Annotated in this window: 20 protein-coding genes; 6 read left to right on the top strand and 14 right to left on the bottom strand. The window is 65.6% G+C overall.

Annotated elements, in window-relative coordinates:
* Positions 1–14: 14 nt before the first annotated feature.
* Together ACERNI_RS09780 and ACERNI_RS09775 are read left to right on the top strand one after the other, a co-directional pair.
* Entirely contained in the window at positions 15–620 is a 606-nt protein-coding gene (locus ACERNI_RS09780; RefSeq protein ID WP_448833098.1) for a TetR/AcrR family transcriptional regulator, read from the top strand.
* A gap of 167 nt (positions 621–787) precedes the next feature.
* A complete protein-coding gene (locus tag ACERNI_RS09775; RefSeq protein ID WP_448833097.1) occupies positions 788–1,549 on the top strand; it encodes an N-acyl homoserine lactonase family protein in 762 nt (253 codons plus the stop codon).
* Positions 1,550–1,592: 43 nt separating this feature from the next.
* Here the strand turns inward: ACERNI_RS09775 and ACERNI_RS09770 are convergent, their stop codons facing one another.
* From ACERNI_RS09770 to ACERNI_RS09750, 5 genes are all read right to left on the bottom strand, one after another.
* Positions 1,593–2,894, bottom strand: a complete 1,302-nt coding sequence (locus ACERNI_RS09770) for a carbohydrate porin (protein ID WP_448833096.1) — start codon at positions 2,892–2,894, stop codon at positions 1,593–1,595.
* 12 nt (positions 2,895–2,906) lie between these two features.
* Entirely contained in the window at positions 2,907–4,538 is a 1,632-nt protein-coding gene (locus ACERNI_RS09765) for a GMC oxidoreductase (RefSeq protein WP_448833095.1), read from the bottom strand.
* Entirely contained in the window at positions 4,531–4,860 is a 330-nt protein-coding gene (locus ACERNI_RS09760; protein WP_448833094.1) for a hypothetical protein, read from the bottom strand. The genes ACERNI_RS09765 and ACERNI_RS09760 overlap by 8 nt, the downstream gene beginning before the upstream one ends.
* Positions 4,857–6,275 carry a sugar porter family MFS transporter gene (locus ACERNI_RS09755; protein WP_448833093.1) on the bottom strand — a complete coding sequence of 473 codons (1,419 nt, stop codon included), beginning with the start codon at positions 6,273–6,275 and terminating at the stop codon, positions 4,857–4,859. Before ACERNI_RS09755 ends, ACERNI_RS09760 begins: the two co-directional genes overlap by 4 nt.
* Positions 6,276–6,361: 86 nt before the next feature.
* Complete coding sequence (locus tag ACERNI_RS09750; RefSeq protein WP_448833092.1) at positions 6,362–7,690, bottom strand: DegT/DnrJ/EryC1/StrS family aminotransferase; 1,329 nt, start codon at positions 7,688–7,690, stop codon at positions 6,362–6,364.
* A 242-nt stretch (positions 7,691–7,932) separates the two neighbouring features.
* On the opposite strand from ACERNI_RS09750, the gene ACERNI_RS09745 reads away from it, so the two are divergent.
* The 3 genes from ACERNI_RS09745 to ACERNI_RS09735 all read left to right on the top strand — a co-directional run bounded on the left by ACERNI_RS09745 (position 7,933) and on the right by ACERNI_RS09735 (position 11,561).
* Complete coding sequence (locus ACERNI_RS09745) at positions 7,933–9,288, top strand: sugar porter family MFS transporter (protein WP_448833091.1); 1,356 nt, start codon at positions 7,933–7,935, stop codon at positions 9,286–9,288.
* A gap of 212 nt (positions 9,289–9,500) precedes the next feature.
* The gene (locus tag ACERNI_RS09740) at positions 9,501–10,268 is read left to right on the top strand and encodes a LuxR C-terminal-related transcriptional regulator (protein WP_448833090.1); all 768 of its coding nucleotides are present in this window, start codon (positions 9,501–9,503) and stop codon (positions 10,266–10,268) included.
* A gap of 339 nt (positions 10,269–10,607) precedes the next feature.
* Positions 10,608–11,561, top strand: coding sequence for a DMT family transporter (locus ACERNI_RS09735; protein WP_448833089.1), 954 nt, complete (start codon positions 10,608–10,610; stop codon positions 11,559–11,561).
* Positions 11,562–11,597: 36 nt separating this feature from the next.
* Here the strand turns inward: ACERNI_RS09735 and ACERNI_RS09730 are convergent, their stop codons facing one another.
* From ACERNI_RS09730 to ACERNI_RS09695, 8 genes are all read right to left on the bottom strand, one after another.
* On the bottom strand, positions 11,598–13,112 hold the full coding sequence (locus ACERNI_RS09730) for a SulP family inorganic anion transporter (protein ID WP_448833088.1): 1,515 nt from the start codon (positions 13,110–13,112) through the stop codon (positions 11,598–11,600).
* 128 nt (positions 13,113–13,240) lie between these two features.
* Complete coding sequence (locus tag ACERNI_RS09725) at positions 13,241–14,173, bottom strand: formylglycine-generating enzyme family protein (RefSeq protein ID WP_448833154.1); 933 nt, start codon at positions 14,171–14,173, stop codon at positions 13,241–13,243.
* A 144-nt stretch (positions 14,174–14,317) separates the two neighbouring features.
* Positions 14,318–15,700, bottom strand: a complete 1,383-nt coding sequence (locus ACERNI_RS09720; protein ID WP_448833087.1) for an arylsulfatase — start codon at positions 15,698–15,700, stop codon at positions 14,318–14,320.
* Between the two features lie 147 nt (positions 15,701–15,847).
* Positions 15,848–16,708, bottom strand: coding sequence for an ABC transporter ATP-binding protein (locus ACERNI_RS09715; protein ID WP_448833086.1), 861 nt, complete (start codon positions 16,706–16,708; stop codon positions 15,848–15,850).
* Positions 16,705–17,655, bottom strand: coding sequence for an ABC transporter permease (locus ACERNI_RS09710; RefSeq protein ID WP_448833085.1), 951 nt, complete (start codon positions 17,653–17,655; stop codon positions 16,705–16,707). The genes ACERNI_RS09715 and ACERNI_RS09710 overlap by 4 nt, the downstream gene beginning before the upstream one ends.
* Positions 17,656–17,703: 48 nt before the next feature.
* Positions 17,704–19,125 (bottom strand): ABC transporter substrate-binding protein, encoded by a 1,422-nt coding sequence (locus ACERNI_RS09705; protein WP_448833084.1) that lies wholly within the window; start codon positions 19,123–19,125, stop codon positions 17,704–17,706.
* A gap of 707 nt (positions 19,126–19,832) precedes the next feature.
* Complete coding sequence (locus tag ACERNI_RS09700; RefSeq protein ID WP_448833153.1) at positions 19,833–20,549, bottom strand: Crp/Fnr family transcriptional regulator; 717 nt, start codon at positions 20,547–20,549, stop codon at positions 19,833–19,835.
* Between the two features lie 453 nt (positions 20,550–21,002).
* Positions 21,003–22,226 (bottom strand): acyl-CoA dehydrogenase family protein, encoded by a 1,224-nt coding sequence (locus ACERNI_RS09695; RefSeq protein WP_448833083.1) that lies wholly within the window; start codon positions 22,224–22,226, stop codon positions 21,003–21,005.
* Between the two features lie 215 nt (positions 22,227–22,441).
* On the opposite strand from ACERNI_RS09695, the gene ACERNI_RS09690 reads away from it, so the two are divergent.
* Positions 22,442–23,530, top strand: a complete 1,089-nt coding sequence (locus ACERNI_RS09690) for an acyl-CoA dehydrogenase family protein (protein WP_448833082.1) — start codon at positions 22,442–22,444, stop codon at positions 23,528–23,530.
* 71 nt (positions 23,531–23,601) lie between these two features.
* On the opposite strand, the gene ACERNI_RS09685 is transcribed toward ACERNI_RS09690, so the two are convergent.
* On the bottom strand, positions 23,602–24,864 hold the full coding sequence (locus tag ACERNI_RS09685; RefSeq protein WP_448833081.1) for a TetR/AcrR family transcriptional regulator: 1,263 nt from the start codon (positions 24,862–24,864) through the stop codon (positions 23,602–23,604).
* Between the last annotated feature and the right edge of the window lie 493 nt (positions 24,865–25,357).

Below are 25,357 nucleotides of genomic sequence, written 5' to 3'. Positions count from 1 at the left end.
GTATGACAAGCGCCATGGCGGTTTTGCTGACAGACGCGCAGGTCAATGATGTTCGCGAACGCATCCGCGTGGTGGCGGAGCGACACATTGCGCGCAAGGGCCCATCCGGCGTTTCCATGCGCGCCATCGCGGCTGACATGGGCTGGTCCGCCGCCTCGCTCTATCGCTATTACCCGGGCAAGGCCGACCTGCTGGCCGCGACGCGCACCGCCGCTTACGAACGCTTCTCGGACTGCATCGAGGCGGCTTCCCACGGCGCCGCCGATCTGTGGGAGCGCTCGCGCGCCATTGGCGATGCCTACGCCGCATTCGCTTTTCGCGAGCCTGCGGCCTACCAGCTGATTTTCGCCTTTGGACAGGATGAAGGCGAAACCAGCCAGGAATTGCGCCAGGCCATGACGCGCTCAAGCGGCCTGCTCACCGGCTATGTGCGCGAGATGGTGGCCGAAGGCCTGCTGGAAGGCGACGCCGACCTGATCGCCCACGCCTATTGGGCGGCGCTGCATGGCCTGATCGTATTGCGGATGGCGGGAAAGATTGGCGACGACGCGACCTTCGACCGCCTTCGTCTGGAGACGGCGCGGATCGTCACGCGGGGCGCCCGCCCCCGCCGCGCCTGACGCGTCCAGATGCGGGCGCCGTCCCGTGCATCATCCGGCGCATTCCGGCCCCGGCGCCCTTGCATGCAGGGCGATCGTGTTGACGCTGGACGCGTGAACACGGAGGCTGGCTTCAAGCGCGCTGGCAAGCTCCGGTTCCGGCGGGCGGGAAGGGAAGCGCCGTGTCCATGAAGATGCATATCCTGTCAGGCGGGCGCCTGCGCATGCGCAAGGTCATCTATTATCCGGACGCGGCGCCGGAGGAGACGCTTGAGCTGCCGGTATCCAGCATCCTGCTCCGGCACAGCAAGGGCAATGTGCTGTTCGATACGGGCTGCCACCCTGACATCGGCAAGGACCCGACGCCGCGCTGGGGCGGCCTGGCCCGTTTCATGACGCCAGTCATGGCGGAAGACGATCACCTCCTGAACAGCCTCGCCTGCATCGGCCTGTCGCCGGACGACATCTCCCATGTCGTTTGTTCGCATCTCCACACGGACCACTGCGGCTGCAACCAGTTCTTCACAAAAGCGAAGATCTTCATTCACGAGGCGGAGCTCGCCGCGGCGCGCGCGCCGGACGGCGTGAGGATGGGCTATCTCCCGGCCGACTGGGACCACCCCATACCCGTAGAACTGGTGAGGGAAGGACACGACCTCTTCGGCGACGGCCGGATCCGGCTGCTGCACCTGCCTGGACATACGCCGGGCGCCATGGGGGCGCTGGTGCGCCTCGACAGGGACGGCCTGTTCCTGCTCGCCTCGGACGCCGCGAGCGTCAAGGCCAATCTTGACGACGATTTCGCGCCGAAGAACACCTGGGACGTGGAAAAGTGCCTGGAAAGCTACGCGCGCATCCGCGAAATCGCGCAGGCCGGCGCGACCGTGATTTACGGCCACGACGACGCGCAATGGCGCGCCTTGCGCCGGGGCAGCGATTGCTACGCCTGAAGCGCGCGCCGGGCGACGCCGCGCCGCCTCTGGCTGCCCCGCCTCAGAGATTGACGATCGCCTTGAGCCCGAACACCAGCACGTCTTTGGCGCTGGTGACGCCGCCAGGATGCCGGATGAACTGGATATTGGGGCGAATGTCGAGGCCACTGTGCAGGTTGAGGTTATAATAGGCCTCGAACGCATACTCGGCTTCGGCGCGTTGCAGGAACCCTTTGGCATTGAAGTTCGCCAGGGCCTGGTTTTCCGCATAGCGCCCGTTTACCTGGGTGCGCCCCACCGCGATCGCCATGACGTCGCGCGGCCGGCTGTCGAGCCATCCGGTATAGAACAGGCCGAATGCGATCTGGTTGTCGGTCTGCGACGTGCGGCGGTCGGTTTGGGTGATGTTAAGGAAAGCGCTCAGCCCCCGGACGGGATCAGCCGCGTCAGGCTGGGTGATCTGCTGCTGGAACTGGAAGCTGACGCCATAGCGGCCCTGCTCCCGGCGCGGATCGCCGCCATAAACGGCAAGCGGCAGGCCCTGACGATTGCGCAGCACGTCATTGGCGTGTGAGGTGTCATACCAGAGCGTCGCGGTGTACTTGCCAGGCAGGCCGCCAATGGTTGGCGTCCAGCCGAATTCCACCGGCAGCAGGGCGCCGGACGTCCTGTCCCAGCCAAGATAGAAGCCACGATCCGGATCGCTGTTACGCGGCGAAACCTGATAGGCGCCAGCCTGGACATAAACCTGGCCGGACTTGACCTTGAGCCGGGCGCCCCACTGGCTGAGGGGCCAGTTGAACCAGTAATTTCCGGCAAGGTTCCCCGGCGTCGAGCCACAGAAGGTCAGATTCTGGAAATTGCAGGAAAAGGCCGCGAAGTCCTCGCCCAGGGTCACCCGGCCGAATTTCAGCGCCACTGCGCCGTCGAACGCCTTCTGCTCGTACCAGAACTGCGTCAACCGCCAGATATTGCCGCGGCCATAGACTTCCTGAACCTGCTGCAACGTGTTGAGCCCGGCGTCATCGGACAGATTGCGCCCGTTGCGGTTGGTCAGGGTGATCTGCATGGCGCCGCCGTTCAGGCCAAACAGCTTTTGCAGATCGAGCGTCGATCCCAGCACGAGCTGGCCGGCGGCGCGGACATAATTGTGCTGGCCGCCGCTGGCGTTTCCCGCAGCTTCCTCGGTATAGCCGATCTGGAACTGGATGCCCCTGTTGGCGAGTTCCGTCCGCCAGCCGCCCCAATCTCCCGTGAGCTGCGGTGGAGGATCCTCCGCCCGCGCCGGCAAAGCCGCCGCGATCGCCAGGGACGCGGACACAGAAACCAGGCAGGCGGTGCGCTGAAGAAATCGTGCAAACATATCGTTTCGTCTTCACGCGGCCTGTAGCTGATCGCGCCCGGAACGGGCGGCGATATGCCGGCCGAGCCGGTGCGCCAGCGCCATGATGGTCAGGGTGAGGTGCTTGTCGGGCAGCGTCGGAATGACGCCGCCGTCGCAGATATAGAGATTGTCGATGTCGTGGCTGCGCAGGTCGGCGTTGATGACGCCTTGCGCCGGATCGGCTGACAGTGGCGTCGTCCCGGCGTAGTGAATGCCCGTGCCGCTGTTGTCGGATGTCTCATAGATCGAGGTGGCCGAGGCCTTGCGCAACACGCGCCGCCCCCAGACAGCCATCGCCTGCATCATTTCCCGGGTGCGCGCGGAGACGGTGAAATCAATCTCCACCTGCGGCACGCCAAAGCGGTCCAGCTGGCGTCCTGGCCGCACGCGATTGGCCGGGTTGGGATCGCCGGCGCAGAACAGCCCCAGCGTTACGTAGCTGTGGAACATCAGACGGGCCAGCTCGCGCTTGACCGGGGCCGGAAATGGCGCGAGGCCGCCGAGGTAGTGCGGCGTATCCGGAATGCCGTGAATGGCGTGGCCAATAAACGGGAATGTCTCGCCATCCGGCAGGCCGGTGCGGGCCATCAGGATCAGCAGGTCGCCATAACCGATATCGTAATTGCGACGCTTGCCCCACAACTTCCACAGGGAGGTCGACAGCACCGCCTTGGGATTGTCCTGCAACCGCAGGCCAAGCTGGCCGCTGCGATTGGCGAGGCCCGCCGGATCCCGCTCATCGGCTGAATTGAACAGGATGCGCGGCGTCTCGATGGCGCCCGCCGCCAGCACCACCAGCCCTGCGCGCAGGCGATGCGTCTCGCCGGTGCGCGTATCGATATATTCCACGGCCTCAATGCGCCGCGCATCCGCGCCCCGCAACAGACGCACCACCTTGGCGTGGGTCCGCAGCTCATAATTGGGCAGATTGGCGATCTCCGGCAGCAGGCGGGCCGAAAACTTGTACACCGACCCAACCGGGCAGCCGGAGGTGCAGATGCCAGTGGAGATGCAGCTCGTCTCCATGCCGCCGCGCGTATTGATAGCCTTGCGGTTGGGAATGGCGAAGGCGTCCTGCTCGCCGAGTTGCCCGACGGCGTCGACGATCATCCGGTCGCTTGGGCGCAACGGTTTCGGCGGAATGAAATCACCATCCGGCAATTCCGGGATGTTCTCCGCAGTGCCGCAAACGGTGATGCGGCGCTCCACCGCCGCATAATGCCCGGCAAGCTCCTCATAGCCGAACGGCCAGCCGGCGAGGTCCCCGGGCGAGAAGCGGACGCTGACGCCATTCCACAGCGATTGCAATCCATCGACCGCATGGATCTGGTACTGGCGGAAGCCGCCCGGCCGTCTGGCCGCCGAGCCCGTATCCGCATCGGCGAACAGCTCGTGCACGAACAGGCTGTCATGTGGATCGCTGGGCCAGGTCGTGCCGGCGCGAATGCCGAAATCAGTGGCGGCCCCAGGGCGGTCGGTCGTGCGGAAATGGTCAGCCGGCAGACGCCCGCCCTGCTCAAGCGAGACCACATTGAGGCCGGCTTTCGCCAGCTCATACGCAAGCACGCCGCCGCCGGCGCCGGTGCCCACCACGCATACGTCGCAAAATTCTGCATCAGCCACGGATTTGCCCCATCGGCCATTCGCCCACGGATGAAAGGAAGGCGGGGGATGCAAAAGCGACGAACTCAAGGAACGCCAGCACCGCGCGCTCGTCGGCTCCCGGCCGCCGCAACAACCCGCCCGGCCGGAAGCCCGGCTGGGACGCCAGCGTCGCGAGCGCCGCCCGGATCTGGATATTGTTCAGGGCCACGCGCTCCACATCGACCGCGATTGGCGCCAGCATGGCGCGGTACGGGCTTTTCGCAATGAAGAGGCCCAACAGGGCGGCGGGGGCTGTCGTCGCCCCAGGCGGCGACGGCTGCGAAATGCTGGCGACGCTCATGGCAGCCCTCCCGCGCGGTTGCCGGCGGCAAGACCGGAGGCGGCGGCGCCCTGGGCGCCGGAATGCCCGCCCAACTCACGAAATGGACGGCCGGAGCGCAGATGCTCCTCGATCTTCTCCAGCGAGATGCCGCTTGTTTCCGGCACCAGACGCCAGGTGAAGATGAGGCCAATCAGGCAGAACAGCGCATAGATGCCAAACACCCACGCCAGCCCGAACGACGTCACAAATACCGGGAAGCTGAAGACGACGATGAAGTTCATGCCCCAATTGGCGACAGAGGCGATGCTCATGCCCTGGGCGCGCGCCTTCAGGGGGAAAATTTCCGACATCATCACCCACGGCAGCGGGCCAATGCTTGCGGCGAAGGCGCCGATGTAGATCGTCAGGCCAATAATCGCGATCATGTCGAGGGCGCTGGATTCCGTCGCGGCGGCAACCGCGATCATGCCAAGGCCCAACGCCGTTCCGGCAAAGCCCCAGTAAAGCAGCTTGCGCCGGCCGATGCGGTCGATGAAGGCCATGCCGACGAAGGTCATCAGCACATTGACGACGCCAATGCCCATGGTGGCGAGCAACTGGATGGAATGCGCATCAAAACCCGCCTCGCGAAACACCGTCGGCGCGTAATAGATCACGGCGTTGATGCCGCTGAGCTGTTGCAGCAGGAACAGGCCAACGCCAATGATCAGGGCAGGCCGCACCACCGGCGTGACAAGATCTCCCCAGCTGCCGGTGGAGCCCTTCTCAAGCGCCGCGGCGCTGCGGATCGCCTGCAATTCGCTGTCAACGCGCGGATCGTTCACGGCCCAGCCGCGCACCCGGGCGATGGCGACGCGTGCCTCATCGACCCTGCCCTGGGTCGTCAGCCAGCGCGGCGTATCCGACATCAGGGCAATGCCGAAGGCCAGAGCGACGCCGGGCAAGGCGCCGATCGCGAACATGATGCGCCAGGAGTCGGAGAAAGCGTATCCAACCAGATAGGCGCCGAGGATGCCGAGGGTGATGGCGAGCTGATAGATGGAAACCAGCATGCCGCGCTTCTCGGCCGGCGCATTCTCGGAGATGTAAAGCGGCGCCACGATGGCTGCCAGGCCAACGGCAAAACCGAGCGCCAGCCTGGCGGTGGCCAGCGTGGCGTTGCCCAGCGCCCCACCGGCGGCGAGCGCGCCCAGCACGAACAGGAGGCCGGCGAACAGCAGCGTGCGCCGGCGCCCCAGCGCATCGGCCATCCACCCCGCGACGAGCGAACCGAACAACGCGCCGAATGGCACCGCCGACGTCACGAGCCCTTCAAGGAAGGGGGTCATGCCAAACTGGCCGCGCAACATGCCGAGCGCACCGGCGATCACGCCTTCATCGAAGCCAAACAGGAAACCCGCCATGCCGGCGATTGCTGCGACCAGGTAAATCATCGCATTCCCCCCGGCCGCGGCGCATCACCGCCGGCCTCGTCCAAATTCTTATCCACCCCCGGCGCGCCGGAGGACCCATTCCCGCATCAGGCGAGAACGACCCGCGCCACCTTGCGGAACGCGGTAATGATGTCGTTGACGTCGGCATCGGTCAGGTTGGAGGCAATCGCCAGCAGCGCGCCGCGCGCGTGCAGGTCATCGCACCCCGGCAGGGCGCCGTGGCTGTAGTCATACGCTTCGGCAAAAGCATTGGCCGGATGGGTCCAGGGCATCCCGTCCCGGCTGTTGGAGCGCTTGTGCACCAGGCTTGGAATATTCGAGTACCAGTGCAGTCCCCATTCACGCATGGTGATGCAGGTGAGGCTGCCTGGCTGGCCGACGATGCCTTCCGCGCGCACCGCCTCGACAAAGCGCGTGCAGGTGGCCGCATCCTGGAACAGCGAGATCAGGAACGGGCCGCTGTCGCCGGCGGGATCGATAATGTTGCGGAAGCCCAGACCCGGAATATCGGCCAGCGCATCGCGGATGCGCCATTTGGCTGATTTCATGGCTCCGGTGATCTGCGGCAGCTTGCGCATCTGGGCCAGGGCCATGGCGCCGGCAAGCTCAGACATGCGGGCGCCGACGCCCCACAGCTGGCAGGTCGCGTCCGACGTGTCCAGACGACCGGAGGCGTTGCGGGCATAACCAAGATCATGCAGCGCGATGATGCGCCGGAACAGCGCGTCGTCCTCGCAGACGATCATGCCGCCGTCGCCTGAGGTCATGTTCTTGTTCAGCTGAAAACTGAAAATGCCAATGTCGCCAAAGCGACCGACCGGGCGGCCATGCTGCCCGGCGCCAGCGGTCTGGGCGCAGTCCTCGATCAGGGCGACGCCGCGCTCCCGGCAAATCCGGGCGATGTCTTCAATGCGCCCCGGGGCGCCGCTCATGTGAACGCACAGCGCCGCCCGGCTGCGCGGGCCAATCTTCCGCGCCAGATCTTCCGGGTCCATGCAGAAGGTGTCATCGATATCAACGAGGCGGGGAATGGCGCCGGCCCGCACAACCGCCGACACGCAGCTGACCCACAGATAGCCGGGGATGAGCACCTCATCGCCAGGCCCAACCTCGAGCGCCGACATGGCAATGCTCAGGGCCGCCGTACCGGAAGAAACGGCGACGGCATGGCGATGGCCAAAGGCTTCGCACCATTCGCGCTCGAAAGTCTCAACCATATGCTGTGGATCGGGGCCATAAAACCGGAAAGGACTGCGCGCCCGCACGACGCGGTCGACGAGCTCCCGCTCTTCCTCGCCAATCCAGTTGGCGCCGGGCAGCTCCCATGGCAACGGCGATGTCCGCACCGGCGCGCCGCCCTCAATCGCGAGCCGGTTGGCGTACTCACCTTCAGGCTTCGACCCAACGGATGCCATCTATGTCCCCCACATTCACCGGAAATCTGGCGACTTTCAACCAGGGACGCCGTACGCAGGCCCTGCCCGCCGCCTGCACGGATTCCCCAGCTACATGCGCCAGTTACAACTGGTGTAAACAGCTCTCCTTCAGCTTCCTATCCTCTAATTAGAGGATGCCAGATCGCGCCCGGATATCTGGCCTGCGCCAGCCCGTTCCTGTAAAAACTCAGCAACAACCCAGGAAAGCCGGCCGCTGTCACATGATTTCTGCTGATAGTGCAACAACATCCCCCGTTCGCGTCGCCAGTCTTGTTACAAGTTTTGGCATATTGTTCGGTTTCAGCACGGCCAGCATCGCCGGCGTTCTGGAGACGATCACGCGGGATCTGAACATCGGAAGTCTTGCGACCGGCGCCCTTGTGGCCTCGCTGGTCGCCGGGTGCTGCGTGGGCTCGATCGCCGCCGGCTTTCTGTCCGGCAGGATTGGCAGGCGCCGGACGCTGCTGGCGGCCATCGCCGTGGCGGCGCCTGGTTTTATCATCATGTTCACGGGCCCTGGCTTCGCCGGGCTGGCCTTGGCGCGCCTGCTTGTCGGGCTGGGCGTCGGCCTCTCGTCGATGGTCGCGCCCATGTATGCGGCCGAAGCGACGCTGGCGCGTTATCGCGGCGCCGTGGTCGCCATTTTCCAGCTCGCCATCACCGCGGGGATCATGCTTGCCTATGGCGTGGCGCTGGCTTTTGCCGATGCGCGCTGGGCCAATATTCTGGGCAGCGGCGCGCTGGTGCTGGGCCTTTGCCTGGTCGCAACGCTGCTCGTGCCTGAAAGCCCCCGCTGGTTGCTGTCGAAGGGCGAAACCCAGGCCGCGCGGCGCGCGGCGCAACGCCTTGGCCTGGTCGAAGAAATGACATGGCGCGTGGAGCAGTCTCCCGCCGGGGCCCGAAATGGCGGCTGGAGCGTGCTGGCCGCCGGCAGCACCCTGACCGTGCTGCTGCTGTGCAGCCTGCTGTTCATCCTGCAAAACCTGAGCGGGATCGACGGCATACTTTATTATGCGCCGTCGATCTTCGGAAAGCTTGGGTTCAACGCCGGCGTCGCGGCCCTCGCCGCCACGTTTGGCCTTGGCATCGCCAATTTCATCGCAACGCTCATCGCCCTGCGCCTGGTGGACCAGGCGGGACGGCGCCCGCTGCTCGTCTGGGGATCTGCGGCGATGGTCGCCGGTCTTGGCCTGACGGTCGCCGCGGCATTGCTTGACCAGCCATGGTTTGGCCTTGCGGGATTGACCCTCTACATCGTTGCATTCGCCCTCAGCCTTGGCCCCCTCCCCTATGTATTGATGTCGGAACTGTTTCCGGCGGCCATCCGCGAGCAGGGCGTGGCCGTCGCCACCACGGTCAGCTGGCTGTTCAATGGCGCCATCGCCCTTGGTTTTCCGGCGCTTGTGGAAACGGTGGGATTGACTGGCGCCATGAGCCTGTTTCTTGGGGTGTGCGTGGCGTCGTTGATCGTCGCCGTGCTTTTCGTCCCCGAAACCAGAGGCGCCACCCTTGAGGAAATCGAGGAGCGCGTGCTGGCCGGAGAGCCAGTGCGTTGCGTCGGCGGAGCGCCATCATGAAATTGCCGGTCACGACGGGATGCGCCGACGCCTTCGCCAGACGCCTGATCGCGCAGAAAACGGCCCCCGCATCGTGACCTGTCGATATATCTTCTGGACTGCAGCCAATCCCCTGAAGAGGGGGTATCGCCCGCAGATGAAAACTGGCCCCATCAGCCCACCCTTCCTGCACGCGTCGTCAGGGCGGCAGGCGAACGCATGGGGAGGCGGCGATGTTGGCCAGTCATCTTGACGCCATTCATATCCTCTGGGACGAACTGTCGGATTTCGACGCCAACCAGTCCGCTGCGGCGTCCGATCATCTGATGGCCGCACTGTCCAGCCTGACAAACATCTGCAACATCACCTGGGCTGGCGCCGTCCGCCTGCCGAGCGGCGAGCGAACCCGGAGTGATGACGTCATGCGCCGCTGGCGCGTCGCGGCGACGCGATCAATGCACCCCTACATTCCCCCGCCGCACCGGATATACGACAGGCCCGAGACAGATATCTCGATGGATATACCTTTACGTGATCTTGGGCGCTTCAGACATTACACATTCCGCCATGAATTGCCGGCGGACTGGTTCTCAAGTCCATTCTTTCAGGCCCATTATGGCGCTTTTGGCATTCAGGACGCCACGTTTGTGGCCTTCCCCGTCAACCAGGACTGTGAATCGCATTTCGGCTTCTGGTCAGGGCAGCCCATGGAGAGCGCGGACATCGCCCTTGTCTCGTATGCGTTGCGGGGCATCAAATGGTTTCATCGCCGCCTGATGCTGAGCCACGGGCTGCTGCTGGCGTCCGCCCCGCTAACCCCAACCGAGCAGAAGGTCCTGCAACTCCTGCTGACCGCGGCCACGGAAAAGTGGATCGCGCACCAGTGCGGCATGGCGGTGTCAACCACGCACCAGCACATCAGCGCCATTTACCGGAAGTTTGGCGTGCGCAGCCGCGCAGGACTGATGAGCCTGTGGCTCAACCGGGGCAACGGCGACTGACTGCCTGTAGCTGCAGGCCCAATGAGCGCCCCCTGGCGAGCGGCTCCTGGCGCGCCGGTCGCTGGACAAAAAACCTGTAAACCTGACCGCTTTTGCTGTATTGGCTGCCCCCTCAGGAAGATCTGGACAAATCTCTCCAGATTGCTGTGAACGGGGCAATTCCAGGAACGCGAGAAGTCCAGGAACGGGAGAGGTCCAGGAGCGGGAGAGGTCGAGAAACGGGGCAAGTCCGGGGTTCATCCGGCGTCCTCCCGGCCCGGCAGGCTGCCGCTGCGTCAGGAATGGGAGCCCCCGTCCGTCCTGAACATCGCATCAGGCAACCGCCCGGGAGCTATCCAGATGTCGCATGAAGGCGCCGCGAGCTTCGCCACTTCACGCCTGAGCCCGGGCGCGTCGTTGCGCGGCCGGCCCATATCCTTGGGCAGCATCGGCGCCATGCTGCTCCTCGCGGTTATCTGGGGCTTTTCCATACCGATGACCAAGTTCGGCCTGGTCACGTTGCCGCCGCTGACGATGACGGCGCTGCGTTTCGCCATCGCTGTCCCGGTGCTTTTCCTGTTCATCGCGCGCAAGCCACGGCTTCCTGGTCCAGCCATGCTGCGCCTGGCGGCGCTGGGCGTCTTCGGCATCGGCATTGGCCAGATCACCCAGAGTCTGGGCGTGGCCAGGGTTTCGGCGTCCGCCGCCGCCATCGTCTCGGCGACAATCCCGGTCTTCATTGTGATTTTCGCGGCGCTGCGCCTCAGGCAGGCTGTCTCCGGCAAACAGGCGCTGGGGCTGCTGGCCGCCTTTGCCGGCATCCTGCTGGTCACATTGGGCAATGGCGGCGGAACTGCGCAGGGCGGCTCGACGCTCACCGGCATCTGCCTCATGACGCTCTCGGCGCTGGCGCTGGCCTTTTACTCCGTCTGGAGCGTGGAGCTCACCGAGGCCCATGGCGCCGCCCAGGTCGCCGCGTGGAGCGCATGTTTCGGTTTCCTCGCCTTTCTGCCGCTGGCCGGGTGGGAGATATGGCGGTCACCGCCCCACCTCACCGCCGGGGTGATTGGCGCGGCGCTCTATCTCGGCCTCGTCGTCACCGTCGCCGGGCTCTTCCTGTGGCTGCATCTGTTGCGCGCCGTTCCGGCGCGAACGGCCGCCTATGTGCAATATCTGCAGCCAATCATTGGCATCGGCGCATCATCCGTGATGTTTGGCGACCAGCTCACGCTGCTATTTGGCCTTGGCGTGGCCCTCGTGCTCACCGGCCTCGCCCTCTCGCTGGAACATCAGCGCGGACGCGGCGCGGATTGACCGCGAACGCGGGGGCCTCCGGAGGCCCCCGCCAGCTCACAGCGTTCCAGACAATCGGGCATGGAAGGCGGAGCTGCGGTTGTCCAGGCCGCTGAACGCAACATCCACCCCATGGCCGCGATAGCGGCTGGCGATGGCGTCCAGCGCGGCGACGGTGGAAGCGTCCCAGATCTGGGCCCGGCTGAAGTCGATGGTGACGTCGGCGGGATCGGCGGCGTAGGAGAAGCGCTCGAACAGATCATTGCTGCTGCCGAAGAACAGCGGGCCATCGACCGTATACAGCACGGCCGCGCCATCCGGCGACAGGCGGCGCTCGACGCTCACCACATGGGCAACGCGGCGGGCGAACAGGGCGAAGGCCAGCAGCACGCCGGCAGCGACGCCGAGCGCCAGATTGCCGGTGGCGACGGTGACGCCGAGAGTGAGCAGCATCACTACGGTTTCCGAGCGGGGCATGCGCCGCAGGGTCGCCGGACTGACGCTGCGCCAGTCGATGGTGGTGACGGCGACGATCATCATCACGGCGGCCAGCGCCACCATGGGAATGCGCGCCATCACGCCGCTCAGGGCCGTGACCAGCAGCAGCAGGGTCAACCCCGCCGCCACGGTGGAAATGCGCGTGCGTCCGCCGCCGATCTTCACGTTGACGACGGTCTGGCCGATCATGGCGCAGCCGGCGACGCCGCCCCAGAAGCCGGCGCAGATATTGGCGACGCCCAGCGCCCAGGACTCACGCCCCTTGTGCGAGCGGGTGTCGGTGATCTCGTCCACCAGCTTGGCGGTGAGCAGGGTTTCCAGCAGGCCAACGAAAGCCACGGACAGGGCGCTGGGCCAGACGATGGCCAGGGTCCGCCATTCCAGCGGCGCGAGGAACGGCGTCAGTCCCGGCAGGCCGGGGCTCATGTCACCCTCGCCGCCGACATTGGGAATGGCGATGCCGCCGAACACCACAATGGCGGTGACAGCGACAATGGCGACCAGCGGCGCCGGAACCACGCTGGTGACGCGCGGCGTCAGCAGCACCAGCGCCACGGTGAGCGCGAACAGCGGGTATACGGCCCACGGAACATGGAGCAGATGCGGAACCTGGGCGGCGAAAATCAGCACGCCGAGCGCGTTGACGAAGCCGAGCATCACCGAGCGCGGAATGAAGCGCGCCAGCCGCGCCATGCCGGTGAGGCCAAACACGATCTGGATGACGCCCGCCAGCAGGATGGTGGGCAGGATATAGGCGACGCCATGAACCTTGACCATCGGGCCGACCACCAGAGCGATGGAGCCGGCGGCGGCGGTGACCATGGCGGGCCTGCCGCCAAGGGCCGACATCACCAGGCACAGCACGATGGACGACATCAGCGCCGTCTTCGGGTCAACGCCGGTGATAAAGGAGAAAGAGATCACCTCCGGCACGAGCGCCAGCGCCGTCACCACGCCGGCCAGGGCTTCCCGGGTCAGCAGGGACGGCGCGCGCAATACCGAAGCTACGGAGGGTGAGTCCTCATGGCCCTGCTGGACGGGAGGCGCGACGGTGGGCGCGGTCATGTCGGTCATCTCTTCCAAATTCCCGGAGCAAAACGCCATCAGCCTGAGCCGGGGTTTTGCCCGATCGTCGTCATGCGACGTATTCCCCGGCGCAAGGCAGCGTTCGCCTTGCCGGAAAACGCTTCAGGCCTGACGCGTCAGGACGGCGGACGGACGATACAGCGAAACCCGATATGGGTTGTCGCGCTGTCCACCGCCTCGCCCTGCCGGGCCGAGGGGCGATAGCGCAGGCAGAAGTTCGGGGCGCACAGGTGCGACCCGCCCTTCACCACGCGCTGCTCGATCTGGCTGGTCTGGACCGGCGCGCGGCAGCAGGCTTGCTCGCCAGCATCCGGGGTCGGCCCATAAAGGCTGGAGGTCCACTCCCAGACGTTGCCGGCCACGTCAAGCAGCCCGTAGCCGTTGGGCGGAAAGGCTCCCACCGGCGAGGTGCCTTCAAAACCATCTTCCGCCAGGTTTTCCCATGGGAAGCGTCCCTGCCAGGTGTTGGCCATGATGCGTCCGTCCGGCGCTGGGTCATCGCCCCAGGCGTAGACCGCGCCGTCGAGGCCGCCGCGCGCGGCGAACTCCCATTCAGCCTCCGTCGGCAGCGCCTTGCCGGCCCAGGCGGCGTAGGCCAGGGCGTCTTCATAGGCCACATGCACAACCGGATGGTCAGCCAGAGCGTCCACCGATGAACCCGGCCCCTGGGGCGCGCGCCAGCTGGCGCCGGGCGCGTAGGACCACCAGGCCAGATTGTTGCGCAGACTGACCGGGCGGGCCGGCTTGCGGAACACCAGCGAGCCGGGAACCAGCAACGCCGGATCGGCGTCCGGATACATCGCCGGGTCGGGCTGGCGCTCCGCTACGGTCACGTAACCCGTGGCCGCGATGAAACGCGCGTAGTCCGCATTGGTCACCGGGCCGATGTCCATCCAGAAGCCAGCGACCATGGCCGGCTTCACCGGCCGCTCTTCGCGATAGAATTTGTCGGAGCCCATCAGGAAGGCGCCGCCTGGAATCCAGGCCATGCCGGCTGGGGCCGGCGCGGCCGGAGCCGCGCGCGCCACTTCCGCGCTGCCGGTTTCCATCGGGTGCGTGGCCCAGTCCTGCGGGATGGAGGCGCGCCGGGCGGACGCCCCGCAACAGGTTGCTTCGGAAATCGGGCTTCCATCGGCGTGCTGTCCGGTCATCGTGCGCATGGCGCGCCTCCTTGCTCTGCCTGGTTCGCCGGCTTACTCAGCCGCGGCCTTGTACCTGTACTGGGCGGGGACGAAGTCGAGGGCGGCCCCTGGAGGGATGAGCTCCTCCTTCTTCACGCTATCCTCGAAATCACGGACGATGCGGTGGGCGTGTTGCATCACCCACCAGCGCACGTAACGCTGGTTGACGGGCTCGCGCTCCTTGGGGTCTTCCATGAGGTGGGTGATGCGGGCGAAACCGAGATCCAGCTCGGGATCATGGAAGTGCTGCTGGCGCTTGAAGTTGATCTTGAAGTCCTTCCACTTCACCGCGTGCAGTTCGTCCTTCAGCCAGACAATGCAGGATTCGCGGTTGGAGGTTTCCTGCTCGCCGAGGAAGAACGGGGTCTGGTCAACGCCGTCGATCAGACGGTCCTTCGGCGGCTCGCAGCCAGCGAACTTCAGAACGGTGGTGAACATGTCGGTGACATGAACCATTTCGTTGCTTTCCACGCCCGCCGGGATGTGGTCCGGCCAGCGGATCAGCAGCGGCGTGCGGATGCCGCCTTCGGCGGAGCTGAAGTAGGAGCCGTCGAAGAAACCGCCGGTGCCGCGCCCCGCCAGGTGGTCCTCGGCGCCATTGTCGCCGCACATGACCACAATCGTATTGTCGCGCACGCCCAGCTCATCGAGCTTGTCAAGCAGCACGCCGAAGTCGTGGTCGAGCATCAGCAGGCAGTCGCCCCAGTCGCCGTTGCTGCTCTTGCCGACGAATTCGTCGCGCGGGCTCATGGGGAAGTGCATCAGCGAGTGGTTGAAGTAGACATAGAACGGCTTGTCTTCTTCAACGGCCTTTTCCATGAACTTCATGGCGCGCTTCTGATATTCCAGATCGCAGTTCTTCTTGGTGTCCATGGTGAGCTGCTCGTCGAGCAGCGGCCAGGCTCCCTTGCCCTTTTTGCCCTCGTGCATGTGCGAGTAGCCGTCGCGCTCGGGATTGTAATGTGGATCTTCCAGCCACATGCACTCGTCATAGGTGCGCAGCGGACCGTACCACTCGTCAAAACCGTGGTCCGTCGGGAAGCGGCCGTCCTCGGCGCCAATGTGCCACTTGCCATAGATAGCGGAGGTGTAGCCGGCCTCATCCAGAATTTCCGCCACCGTGCGCTCCCAGGTGACAATGCCGCCGCCGTTGCCGCCAAGGGCGATGGTGTGATTGCCGGAGCGGATCGGGAAACGGCCGGTCATCAGGGCCGAGCGGGTCGGGGTGCACTGCGGCTCCACGACGTAGTGCGTGAGCTTGACGCCTTCGGTGGCGAACTGGTCCATCCGCTTCGTATCGGCGCCGCGAAGCCGGCCGCCGCCATAGCAGCCAAGTTCGCCCATGCCCAGATTGTCGACATGGAAGAACAGGATATTTGGCTTCCTGGAGGTCATGTTGTTGTTCTCCTCGTGTAAAATTTGCGAATTTGGCCATGAATACGCTTCAGCCAGGTGCAGGCCGGGTGCATCTTCACGCATTGAACTGGCGCATTGCTGTCGTCTGATGCGAACCTGTCGTCAGCAACAGGGCCGCCCGCCAGCTCAGATCAGCTTGCCGACCCCTTCCGGGCCGACGTCGATCCCGAACCCGGTGACGCCGCCGCTCTGCAACTCCGGGCCCATGGCCGAGAGGGATTCCTCGCGGATCAGGGTCTTGAGACGGTTGACGAGGTCGACGAATGCCGGGGTCTGGGTCATGGCCGCCGTGCGGGGGCGCGGTAGCGGCACGGTGATCTCGGCCTTGATGCGGCCGGGACGGGAGGTCATGACGTAGATGCGATCGGATAAAAACACCGATTCATCAATGTCATGGGTGATGAACAGCACGGAGATGCGGAAGCGCTGCCACATGTTGGTCAGGATTTCCTGCATCACCGTGCGGGTCTGGGTGTCGAGCGCGCCGAACGGCTCATCCATCAGCAGCACCTGGGGGCTGGTGGCCAGCGCCCGGACAATGCCGATGCGCTGCTTCATGCCGCCGGAAAGCTGGTCCGGATAATGGTTCTCGAAGGCGAGCAGACCGGCCAGCCCCAGCAAGGTTCGGGCGGAGCTTTCGCGCTGGCTCTTGACCACCCCGGCCATGCGCAGCCCGAACTCGACGTTCTTGCGGACGCTCAGCCAGGGAAACAGCGAGTATTGCTGGAACACCACGCCGCGGTCGGAGCCGGGGCCGGTGACCGGAACGCCATCCACCGTCAGGGCCCCGGATGTCGGCCGGACGAAGCCGGCGGCGATATTGAGCAGCGAGGACTTGCCGCAGCCCGAGGGGCCGATCAGCGAGACGAACTCGCCAGGCTGGACGGTCAGGTCCACATTTGTGACCGCCTGGACCTTTGCGTTGCCGGAGCCGAAGACCACGCCGATATCGCGCGCTTCGATGAGGCCCCTGTTCAGTTCGCTCATTTCCTGCCTCCCGGTGCAAAGGCCAGCCAGGGCATGACGACCACGCCGGCCAGGCGGATGGCGCCGCTACAGATGAGGCCGAGCACGCCGATGGTGATCATGCCGAGGACGATGGCGGGGTAATTGACGAGGGAGTACGCCTCCCAGGTGTAGTAGCCGATGCCGTACTGGCCGGAGATCATCTCGGCTGCGATCAGCGACACCCACGCCACTCCCATGCCCACGGTCAGGCCCGTGAAGATTTGCGGCAGCGAGGCGGGCAGGATCACATGCCAGAACAGCCGGGGTTCGCTGGCGCCGAGGCATTTGCCGGCGCGGAGCAACACGCCGTCCATGCTGTGCACGCCGTGCACGGTGTTCAGCAGGATCGGGAAGAACGCGCCGATGAAGGTGATGAAGACAATGCTGGCCTCGCTGGTCGGCCACAGCATGATCGCCATCGGCACCCAGGCGATCGCCGGGATCGGCCGCAGGATTTCCACCGCCGGCATGAACAGCTCCCGCACCCGCCGGTACTGGCCGATCAGCAACCCGAGCGGCGCGCCGATCAGGATGGCGATGATGAAGCCGGACAGGATGCGGCGCAGGCTGTAGGCGACATTGACGTAGAAGTCGCCGTTGGCCAGCACCTTGACCGCCTCTTCATAGACAGCCCATGGCGTCGGAATGTTCTTGAAGCGGATGTAGAGTTCGAGCTGGTAGCGGGTGCCCACATACCAGAACAGAAACAGGCTTCCGACCGAGATGGCGCCGAGCAGCAGGGGCAGCGCCTTGCGCTGCGCCTGGTCGACAGTGAATGGCAGCAACGCCGATGGTGGGCGCGCGGTGGGTTGCGGCGCGGCGGGCGCGGCTTCGGGCTGGCGCCGGGATGGCGCCGTTTCGGATGGCGCCGTTTCAGGCGGCGCCGGCGGGGCCGTGTCGATCAGATAAAGGGGCGCGGACTGCATGACGATCGCTCAAAACGGAGAAATGGCGGACGGGGACGGCGGCGGGCCTCAAGGGCTGGCCGCAAGCGCCTCCGGCCAGGTGGCGAACTTGCCGTTGTGTTTTGCGGCGAAAGCTTCGGCGTCCTTCTTGAGCAGGAACGGCGTTACCGATTGCTGCCCGGCCGCGCCGGTGAGCGCGTAGAACGCGGCGTCGGCGAACACCTTGATGCCGAGCGCGTGGTCAACGACGTAGACGGCGGCGACTTTCTTGCCCTCAGCCGCGACCTTCTTGACGCCCTTCAGCGTGCATTCGGGCGAGCTGAGGGGAATGATGTCGCCGTCGGCGATCCAGATCTCGCCGGCCTTTTTCGGATCGGTCACCGGCGTGTCGCAGACCGGGTCGCGCCCGCTGACCTGATAGCCGGCCAGCGAGGCCCGCTGCTTTTCGTAGTCGAGGCCCCGTTCGGCGAACGCCTTGCGAACAAAGCTGTCATTGACCCATTTGCCGATGTCCATCGGCTTGATCATCTTCAGGTTGTCGAGCACGCCGTAGCCGGTTTTGAGGGCCTCGACCTCAAGCGGCTTGATCGTCGGATCAAGGCTGTGAACGCCGCCAGGACCAAGGAAGACATAGACAACTTCCTTCTCGATCCGGGTCCAGTCCTCGATCTTCTGGGCCGCTTCCTTCGGGTTGGCGCGCACCCAGTCATTGGCCTCCATCAGGGCCTTGATGTAGGCGACGACGATCTCGGGATATTTCTCGCCGAAATCCTTGCGGACGACGACGCCGTGGAAGGTGGGGACGCCGGTCTCGGCGCCATCGAAAATCTTGCGGGCGAAGCCACGACGCGGCAGCAACTCGGCGAAGGGCACGAAGTCGCCATGGCCGTCGATGCGCTTTTCCTGCAGATTGGTGGCGCCGACTTCTGGCGACTGCGAGACGAGCTTCCAGAAGCTGGCCGGCGCGCCGCGCGTCTGCAACGCCTGCAGCATCATGCCGTGCGCCGCGGAGCCAAACGGAACCGAAACGGTCTTGCCCTTCAGGTCGCCCAGTTCGAAGTAGGGCGAGTCCTTGTGCACGACGATGCCATTGCCGCCGCCCACCGGATTGTAGGCGATGACGGCGACCAACTGGGTTTCGTTGCCGGAGGCCTGGCCGGTGGCGCCATTCACCAGCAGCGGATAGTCGCCCATCATGCCGATCTGGATCGTGTCCGCCATCATGCCATTGGTGATCGGCGGCCCGGAGGTGAAGTTCTGCCAGTTAAACCGGTACTTGACGTCCTTGTACTTCCCGGTCTTCGGCAGGTGCTTTTCAAGAAGCCCAAGCTCCTTGAGAACGACGCCGCCGGTGGCGGTGTTGGTCGTGGTGTTTTGCGTGCCAATGCCGATGGCAATGGTTTCTGCCAGCGCGGGCGAGGATACGGCGGCGGCGGCAAACACGGCCGACAGGACGCCAGGATAGCGGCAACGGTCCCTGAAACTGCGCATTGGTTTCCCCTCAGTTCTGATCTCCGTCCGGCGCGCACGAGCGTCGGGGTCGGGGCTTCCAGGGCATACCCAGCAAGAGGCGGGCCAAATGCGGAGATGCCGGCGGGGCGACGCTCCGGTTGCCAGCCTGGGCTGGCTTTCCGTCACGTGATGATCAGACTTTCCGGCAGGAGGGGCAGCGCGGCAACGCGGATCCGACCTGGCTGGCAACCGGTTGCCGAAAAACGGCCGTTGCCTAATTCGCAGGCGCCGGCGGCGCCCGCCAGGCGGGCGTAAAGCCGGCGCATTGCGCAGGATCCGGCGGCATGACGACGGGCGCGGGCGCAACCAATTGCAAATCAGGCAAGAGGGGCCAGAGGGACAAGGGAGGATCAGGTCAGGACTGCAGGTGAGGAGGCGACAGGCGGCCGTCCAGGCTCGCGACCGGACGGGTGAGGCGCACCCCTCCCCTTTCTCGCACCCATCCGCCGCCTGCGGATGTGTAGCGGCGCACGCCGCTGCGCGTCGGGGCCGGCTATGTTTGCCTTGAAGCGGGGATGCTTCCGGGGGACAATGACATGAACGCCATCAAATCAGCCGGTTCGATCATTTTCGCCACGCCCATCGGTTGGGCCATGATGGCGGTTGGCCTGATCATGGCCATACAGGTTTCGGGGGCCTGAGCGGCGATCAGCGCAGAGCCCGGCGCCGAGGTTGGACGATCAGGATCAGCAGTCGGTTTTCACCGCTGAACCGGCGCGCAGCGCCGCCAGCGCCTCCGGTTGCAAAACCACGATGCGGCCGTCGCGGATATCGATGACGCCCCGCTCGGTCAGTTGGCGAATGCCAGTCGATACGCCCTGCCGGGTGACGCCTGTCATGTGGGCGAGGTCGGCGTGGGTGAAGGTTGCGGCGATCATCGTCCCGCCCTGCTCATCCACCCCATAAAGATCGGCCAGATGCAGCAGCAGATAGGCCAGCCGCTCCTGGGCTGAACGGGTGCCAAGCATCTGCGCCAGCGCCGAGTAGCATTTCCCCTTGAAGATCAGGCCTTCCATGACCCGCATGGCCAGCGCCGGGATGGCGCCGACCATGCGTTGCAGGGCGTTGCCAGGCAGGTGGATGACGGCGCTGTTCGCCGCCGCGGAACCGGACCACATATGCACGCCGCGCCGGAAAATCTCCGGCCCGCCAACGAAGTTCCCGGGATGCCAGTAAGCCAGGGTGATCTGCCGGCCGGTTGGCGCGGTGTAGAACACCTTGATGCGGCCGGTTTCGATCAGATAGATGCCGTCCTGCAATGCTCCCTGGGAGAATACCCGGGCGCCGCGTTGCACCACCAGGCGCCGGCCGGCCGCCAGCACCTCGGCCACCTCCTCCTCCGTCAGCCCATCCAGCAGATAAGGCGCGCTGCTCCGGCGCAGGCTGGAATCGCCCACGAGCATGGCGCCGAACCGGACCCCGCCAGCAAGCTGCGCGGGATGCTCCGACTTTGACGATCTGACAGCCAATATCTCCAGCTCCGTTTCTGGCGCGCCGATTTCCTGGCGCGCGCCTGGCGGAGGCGACGGACCGCCCCGCCGGCAGCCCCCTTTGCAAAGCAAAACTGGCGCCAGGGCCGGCGGCCGGGCGGAAGACCGGTCACGCGGGAGCGGATTTTCTTGCGGATTTTCGTTCTGCCGCCAGGGAGCGCGCACGCGCCCGACATGGGGCAGCCTTGCCGGAAAGCGCGCCGGGCCCGGTTTCATCTCGCCGCGGCAACGGACGCGCCGCCGGTCAAATCGCGCTGCGCCAGAGGGCCATGAAAGCCGTCATCAACGCCGCCCTCAACGCCACGACGGCAACGGACCATTGCCGCGTTCGCAACCAGCGATCAGGCGGCGCGCGCGGCTACTGGCTCACCTGCCGATCATGCGCCAGACGAGGTTCTTCTGGATCTCCGTGGCGCCGCCATAAATCGTCACGGCGCGCCCGAACATGTAGCCGCCCATCGCCGGCGCGGCGAATGCCGGGACCAGCGGCATGGTCTCACGCCAGCCGTCATGCGCCCGGTCCGCCCACGCCGCGCCGCCACGGCCCGCCAGATCGATGGCCAGCTCGGTGATCTTCTGCTGGATTTCCGTGGCCTGGATCTTCAGCACCGACACCTGGGCCGGGGTCGTCTGGTCAGCGGCGATGAGCGCATTCAGCACCATTTTCTCAAGCAGGCCGACGGCGATCTCGCTCTCCGCATGGCGGCGGATGAAATCGGGGTCATCAGCCATGACGCCGCCGAAGTCCGACGGCAACGTCGCGGCCAGTTGCTTCAGATGATCGAGTTCAGCCTTGCGGCGTGAGACATGGGCGTAGGACAGGCGCTCGTTCTGCAGCAGGAAGGTGGCGTAGTGCCAGCCCTTGCCCTCCTCGCCAATGCGCTGGTCAACCGGCACGCGCACGTTCTCGAACTCCACCCGGTTGAGATGGTGGAAGCCGTCGATGGAGACGATCGGGTGCACGGTGATGCCGGGCGACGACATCTCGGCGCAAATGAAGCTGATGCCGGCCTGCTTCCGCTCCTCGCGCGAGGTGCGCGCCAGACAGAAAATCCAGTCCGCCCACTGGGCGTAAGAGGTCCAGATCTTCGTGCCGTTGAGGACGTAATGGTCGCCGTCGCGGTCGGCGCGCAAACCCAGGCTGGCCAGATCGGAGCCGGATTCCGGCTCGGAATACCCCTGGGCCCACATGGTTTTCGAGGACAGGATGTCCGGCAGCCAGCGGCGCTTCTGCGCCTCCGTGCCGAAGGTATAAATCACCGGGCCAACATAAATCAGGCCCATCGGTTGCAGGGTCGGGACGCCAGCGCGGTCAAGCTCGTCCTCGAACACGTAGCGCTGCACCGGGTCCCAGCCAGGGCCGCCATATTCGGCCGGCCAGGTCGCCGCCAGCCAGCCGCGCGATTGCAGCGCCTGCTGGGAGCGGATCTGGTCCTCGCGCGACAGCACCCCGCCGGCGCGCGCTTTGGCCAGAACGTCCTGCGGATAGTCTTCCTGCAAGAACCGGCGCACCTCCTGGCGAAACGCGCCGTGCAGCGCATCGCCCGAATTTTCACGCGCCGCTGCCTGCGATGCCGCCTGGTTCTGCATGTGATGCCCCATCCGCTGCGTTTCCTGCCGACGCTCTTGATCAGCGCTTTTGCAACTCTCTTGCCTCATGCGCAGCGGCCCGGCAAGCCGCGACAGCTGTTGTCCGCTTGCCCAAACGGGCGAATGCCGTCACATGTCGTGGCAACGAACTGAACGATGGTGGGTGGGAAATGACGAGCGCGCCGGATGAAGCACAGGCCCTGTTGAGAAACGCGGTGTCGCAATTTCTGCGCGCGAATTATGATTTCGGTCGCCGGCGCGCCATCCTCGCGGAAGGCGGCTTCTCACCTCCGGTATGGTCGGCGTTCGCGTCGGACATGGCGATTCTTGGCGCCGCGGCGCCGGAGGCCGACGGCGGCGTCGCCAATGCGATCATCGTCATGGAAGAACTCGGCAAGGCCCTGGTTCTGGAGCCCTACCTCGAAACGGCGGTGATTGGCGTCGGCCTGCTGCGCCGCCACGATGCGCCGCTGGCGCGCCAGCTGCTCGCCGGCATCCTGGCCGGCGAGGTCCGCACCGCCCTGGCCGCCTGGGACGCCTCCACCCGTCATGCCCTGGAGGATGTCGCCACGACCGCGCGCCGCAGCGGCGACGGCTGGGTGATCGACGGCAGGAAATCCGTGGTCATGGGCGCGCCGACGGCGACGCATCTGCTCGTGAGCGCCCGCACATCGGGCGGCCAGCGTGACCGCGACGGCATATCCCTGTTTGTGGTCGGGCGCGACGCCCCTGGCGTGGCGGCGCACGACTACCGGCTGATCGACGGCCGGGGCGCCTCGGACATCGTGCTGGAACAGGCGCATGTTCCCGCCGAAGCCCTGCTGGGCGACGCCGGCGCGGCGCTGCCCGTCCTTGAAGCCGTCATGGACGAAGCGATCGCCGCCCTCTGCGCCGAAGCCGTCGGCGTCATGCGGCGGATGCTTGACGACACCGTCGCCTATACGCGGCAACGCCGCCAGTTCGGCCAGGCGCTCGCGGATTTCCAGGGCCTGCAACACCGCATGGTCGAGATGTTCATGGAACTGGAGCAATCCGCCGCCGCCGTGCAGATCCTGGCCGCCAGCCTCGACGCCAGCGCGACGGAGCGCGCAAGGGCCGCCTCCGCCGCCAAGGCGACCATCGCCAGATCGGCGCGGTTCATCGGCCAGAACGCCGTGCAACTGCACGGCGGCATGGGCATGACCGAGGAACTGCCGCTGGGACATTACTTCCGCCGCGCCACCGTCATCGAGAACCAGTTTGGCTCGCGTGATTATCATATCGCCCGCTACGCCCGGCTGGGGAGGGACGTTGCCGGCGCCTGAGCCTTGAGCTGATATTTTGACCTGAGCCTGTGGCTGGAGAGGCGACGCGCGATCGCTCGCCCACCGTCTTTTCAGCCGTTAGGCGCGCCCTCGCGCCCGCCGAACGCCGATGGGCACAGAATACCCATGAATAGCGGGCGCGCGTAAAGGTCCACCACATTGGCCGGCGATGCCTCCGGAACCCAGCGCTTCGCCGAGGCCGAGGCGTTGATCATGCCGCTGACCATCTGGGCGGCGATGGCCGGGTCGACAGGCCGGATGGATCCGTCGATGACGCCGTCGGCGATCACGCCGGCGAAGTGCTCGGAAAGCTGGTGCATGATGCGCCATATTCCGTCCGCCACGCTCGCGGGCAGCCGGCTACGCGCCGTCATGCGCAGCAGCGGACCATTTGCCGACAGTTGAAACCGCACCAGCGCCGATGCGGCCGCGCCCAGGTTTTCCCAGCCGGTCTCACAGGCCCCGGACAGTTGCTGGGCGCGCCGGATAACCTCAAACGAGCGTTCAAAGCAGGCGACGACCAGGTCATCGATATTGTCATTGTGATGATAGAACGAGCCCCTGGTGACATTGAGCTCCGACGAGATGCGCTCCACCGTGACGAACCGCGCGCCCTCCTCATTGATCAGCCGGGTGGCCGCGCGCAAAAACGCATCCGGCGAAACATCGTCCTGCGCCGGGAGCGCCGCCAGCGCGGCCAGCGGGAGCGGCGCCCAGACGGCGCCAGCGCCGCCCAGACCATGCAGCAGGATGTCCGCGGCGCGGCGGGCCGCCCTGGCGTAGCCAGCGACCTCGTGGCGATCGATCCAGTAGCGGGTCCATTGCGCCAGTGTGAACAACAGATGCGCCCGTGCATTGCGCTCCGCATGGGTCAGCTGCGCCGGGTGGGCGCCGTCAATCAGGTCACGGACGCGCCGGAATACCTGGGTGTGCCGGGCGCCGACGTCGGTGCGCCCGTCAACCAGGGTGCTGACGTCGGAGAAAGTCACAAAATCTGGCCGCTCGCCACGCGCGACATCTGCAAGCAACTGAACAAAGCCGGTTATGAAAGACGCGACCTTCTGCTCCGGCCCTTCCGCCTTCTCTGCACTCGCCAGCAATTCTTCAAAGACCTCGACCGACCGGCGCATGCAGGCCAGAACCAGGTCGTCTTTTCTTTTGTAGTAATAGGTTACGCTGCTGGTGGACAGGCCGACGCTGCGGGCGACATCGGTCAGGGTAATGTTGCGAATGCCGCGCTGGTTAAACAGCAGGGCGGCGGCGTCGAGAACAGCTTCGCGCTTGCGCATGAACCGGCGCGTCTGCCCCTCGCCGGCGTCGGGTTCAGCCGTCATGCCGGTACATGCTCCGGATTCCGCCACAGGCAGTCTGGCCCCAAATAGCCCTGCCCCAAATGGTCCAGCCGAGGATAGCCCGGCCAAAGGCCGTCAGAACGCCAGCTCCGCTCACCCACCCATCCCCTGTACTGGTTGACAGCCGCGCCCGATGTGGCGACGGCGCGCGACCATCATGGCCGGAACCCACCCGCCACGTGGGAGGCCGCAAGTAAAAACTGACCATACATCATTTTCGAAAAATACCAGCCATGCCCACAAGGCCGTGCAATCACCGCCGTCATATGGGTTAAATCATTGCCCGCAACAATCGGGAAATGCTCCGGACCCGCAGCGCGACCGCGTACACCGCGTTCGATTTGCCTTGACTGGGAGCGACGGGGAGACGCATATGCTGGTGGAGAAATTCTGGCCCGGCCGTGCGCGCACATCAACCGGGCGCGGACCACAGGCCACGAAAAACGGGCGCCAACGCCCGTCATCAGGCCTGACC

Source organism: Camelimonas sp. ID_303_24 (assembly GCF_053543495.1).
This window is presented reverse-complemented; position numbering and strand designations above follow the sequence as displayed.

What these genes read in the sequence shown, in the direction of transcription:
- ACERNI_RS09780 (WP_448833098.1), top strand. Translation starts at nt 15, where the DNA reads ATGGCGGTTTTGCTGACAGACGCGCAGGTCAATGATGTTCGCGAACGC.
- ACERNI_RS09775 (WP_448833097.1), top strand. Translation starts at nt 788, where the DNA reads ATGAAGATGCATATCCTGTCAGGCGGGCGCCTGCGCATGCGCAAGGTC.
- ACERNI_RS09770 (WP_448833096.1), bottom strand. Translation starts at nt 2,894, where the DNA reads ATGTTTGCACGATTTCTTCAGCGCACCGCCTGCCTGGTTTCTGTGTCC.
- ACERNI_RS09760 (WP_448833094.1), bottom strand. Translation starts at nt 4,860, where the DNA reads ATGAGCGTCGCCAGCATTTCGCAGCCGTCGCCGCCTGGGGCGACGACA.
- ACERNI_RS09755 (WP_448833093.1), bottom strand. Translation starts at nt 6,275, where the DNA reads ATGATTTACCTGGTCGCAGCAATCGCCGGCATGGCGGGTTTCCTGTTT.
- ACERNI_RS09750 (WP_448833092.1), bottom strand. Translation starts at nt 7,690, where the DNA reads ATGGCATCCGTTGGGTCGAAGCCTGAAGGTGAGTACGCCAACCGGCTC.
- ACERNI_RS09745 (WP_448833091.1), top strand. Translation starts at nt 7,933, where the DNA reads ATGATTTCTGCTGATAGTGCAACAACATCCCCCGTTCGCGTCGCCAGT.
- ACERNI_RS09740 (WP_448833090.1), top strand. Translation starts at nt 9,501, where the DNA reads ATGTTGGCCAGTCATCTTGACGCCATTCATATCCTCTGGGACGAACTG.
- ACERNI_RS09735 (WP_448833089.1), top strand. Translation starts at nt 10,608, where the DNA reads ATGTCGCATGAAGGCGCCGCGAGCTTCGCCACTTCACGCCTGAGCCCG.
- ACERNI_RS09730 (WP_448833088.1), bottom strand. Translation starts at nt 13,112, where the DNA reads ATGACCGACATGACCGCGCCCACCGTCGCGCCTCCCGTCCAGCAGGGC.
- ACERNI_RS09725 (WP_448833154.1), bottom strand. Translation starts at nt 14,173, where the DNA reads ATGGAAACCGGCAGCGCGGAAGTGGCGCGCGCGGCTCCGGCCGCGCCG.
- ACERNI_RS09720 (WP_448833087.1), bottom strand. Translation starts at nt 15,700, where the DNA reads ATGACCTCCAGGAAGCCAAATATCCTGTTCTTCCATGTCGACAATCTG.
- ACERNI_RS09715 (WP_448833086.1), bottom strand. Translation starts at nt 16,708, where the DNA reads ATGAGCGAACTGAACAGGGGCCTCATCGAAGCGCGCGATATCGGCGTG.
- ACERNI_RS09710 (WP_448833085.1), bottom strand. Translation starts at nt 17,655, where the DNA reads ATGCAGTCCGCGCCCCTTTATCTGATCGACACGGCCCCGCCGGCGCCG.
- ACERNI_RS09705 (WP_448833084.1), bottom strand. Translation starts at nt 19,125, where the DNA reads ATGCGCAGTTTCAGGGACCGTTGCCGCTATCCTGGCGTCCTGTCGGCC.
- ACERNI_RS09700 (WP_448833153.1), bottom strand. Translation starts at nt 20,549, where the DNA reads ATGCTCGTGGGCGATTCCAGCCTGCGCCGGAGCAGCGCGCCTTATCTG.
- ACERNI_RS09695 (WP_448833083.1), bottom strand. Translation starts at nt 22,226, where the DNA reads ATGCAGAACCAGGCGGCATCGCAGGCAGCGGCGCGTGAAAATTCGGGC.
- ACERNI_RS09685 (WP_448833081.1), bottom strand. Translation starts at nt 24,864, where the DNA reads ATGACGGCTGAACCCGACGCCGGCGAGGGGCAGACGCGCCGGTTCATG.